General features: G+C 38.7%; 2 protein-coding genes and 1 pseudogene. All 3 read left to right on the top strand.

The features are described from left to right. Window positions 1-93: 93 nt before the first annotated feature. Window positions 94-690: pseudogene (locus H6G26_RS41655) on the top strand (glycosyltransferase); the annotation flags it as partial. 85 nt (window positions 691-775) lie between these two features. Next, a complete protein-coding gene (locus tag H6G26_RS44145; RefSeq protein WP_277883981.1) occupies window positions 776-904 on the top strand; it encodes a hypothetical protein in 129 nt (42 codons plus the stop codon). A gap of 148 nt (window positions 905-1052) precedes the next feature. Beyond that, entirely contained in the window at window positions 1053-1298 is a 246-nt protein-coding gene (locus tag H6G26_RS41650) for a hypothetical protein (protein ID WP_190737990.1), read from the top strand. Window positions 1299-1613: the final 315 nt, after the last annotated feature.

Below are 1613 nucleotides of genomic sequence, written 5' to 3'. Positions count from 1 at the left end.
ACGAACCCTGGTTAATGCCACTGCCAAACTCAATCTCTGCTTCATCAGGCTAATGATTAAGAGGCTTGCAGTACCTTCTTAGATGTCAAATGGGTTCTATATGTCGGTCGTTTTGATCCACGTAAGGGAGTTGAAACCTTAGTTAGAGCCGTTGCTCAGTCTGATTTAAGGGGTAAAGCTAACCTGCAACTAGTAATTGGCGGTGGTAGCCGTCCTGGTCAAAGTGATGGTATTGAACGCGAACGCATAGCCAATGTCATTGCTCAACTAAAGCTGAGTGATTGTACAACTTTTCCCGGTCGTCTAGATGAGACTATTTTGCCTTACTACTATGCTGCGGCTGATGTGTGCGTAGTGCCTAGCCATTATGAACCTTTTGGTTTAGTTGCTATTGAAGCAATGGCTAGTAACACGCCTGTTGTTGCAAGTAATGTTAGCGGGTTACAGTTTACTGTCGTCCCAGAAGTCACAGGATTATTAGCGCCAGCTAAAGACGAAGTAGCTTTTGCTTCGGCTATAGACCGGATCTTGCTCAATCCAGCTTGGCGAGACCGATTAGGTGAAGCTGGTCGCTTACGGGTAGAAAGTACTTTTAGTTGGGATAGTGTTGCCTCTCAATTAACTCATCTGTATATTTCACTTGCTCAAACAACAGTTAAATCTGTTCAAAGACCTCAGATTGCAGCTTAATTTTTATTTACTGCTTGAGGGTGATTATTGCATTCACAAATATCAACTATAAACGATTTAACTAGCTAATTAAGGAATGACCATCATGTTAAATATTGGAGATTATGCCTTGCATCAACAAACAGGGCAATTTGGTCAAGTCATTGGTTACGGACATGAAATCATCAATGGCACTTATTTTACTACTTTGAAAGTAAAGCTAAAAACTTATTAGGAAAATGGTGGTTACAAGAGCTTTTTTGAAGATGTGTACTCCACATGGGTAAAAACAAAGGATTCATAAATTTTTGAGAGATGGTATTTTCACACCACCTCTCAAAAAAACTTAAATGTTCAAATTGTTAAAAAAGTTAGGAGTAAAAATGTCCATTCAAAATCAGAGTTTTGTGACTGATGTCAAGCTTTTACCTGAAACTGATTTCAAATTAATTGGAGAGTACGCAGGTCAAAAACTTTTACTCATTGGTAAAACCAATGGTTACGGTGATCCAATCGTAGCAACAAGCGCAACGCCTTGTGAGCCAAACCAGGAAAAATTATATGCCTATGATCTCTATGAATTGATGAAATGTAGTCAAGAGCTACTTAAAATTACTGAGAAGATTTAGAAATAGAAACGAAATACCAGAATAGTGTTCACCAAATTTTCAAGGAAAATTGTCTATAACTTTGATGGAATGCTTTGTTTTTGGGGTCATTCGATGCTGTAGAAACAACAATCATTAATCAGTTGAATACCTTGGACTATGCGGATCGGTGGCCCATCTAGTGACAACCGAAACTCGACAAACTCACCAGGGCAAACGCATCTAAATATTGACGAGCCTGAATCAGTATGAAATACACCAAGACTCAAACTACATAAGGCTTTGAGGAAATTAAATCTCACTCAATATTAAAATGATAATCATTGTGAGGGGGAG

Source organism: Nostoc sp. FACHB-888, assembly GCF_014696655.1.
GTDB lineage: Bacteria > Cyanobacteriota > Cyanobacteriia > Cyanobacteriales > Nostocaceae > Nostoc.
This window is presented reverse-complemented; position numbering and strand designations above follow the sequence as displayed.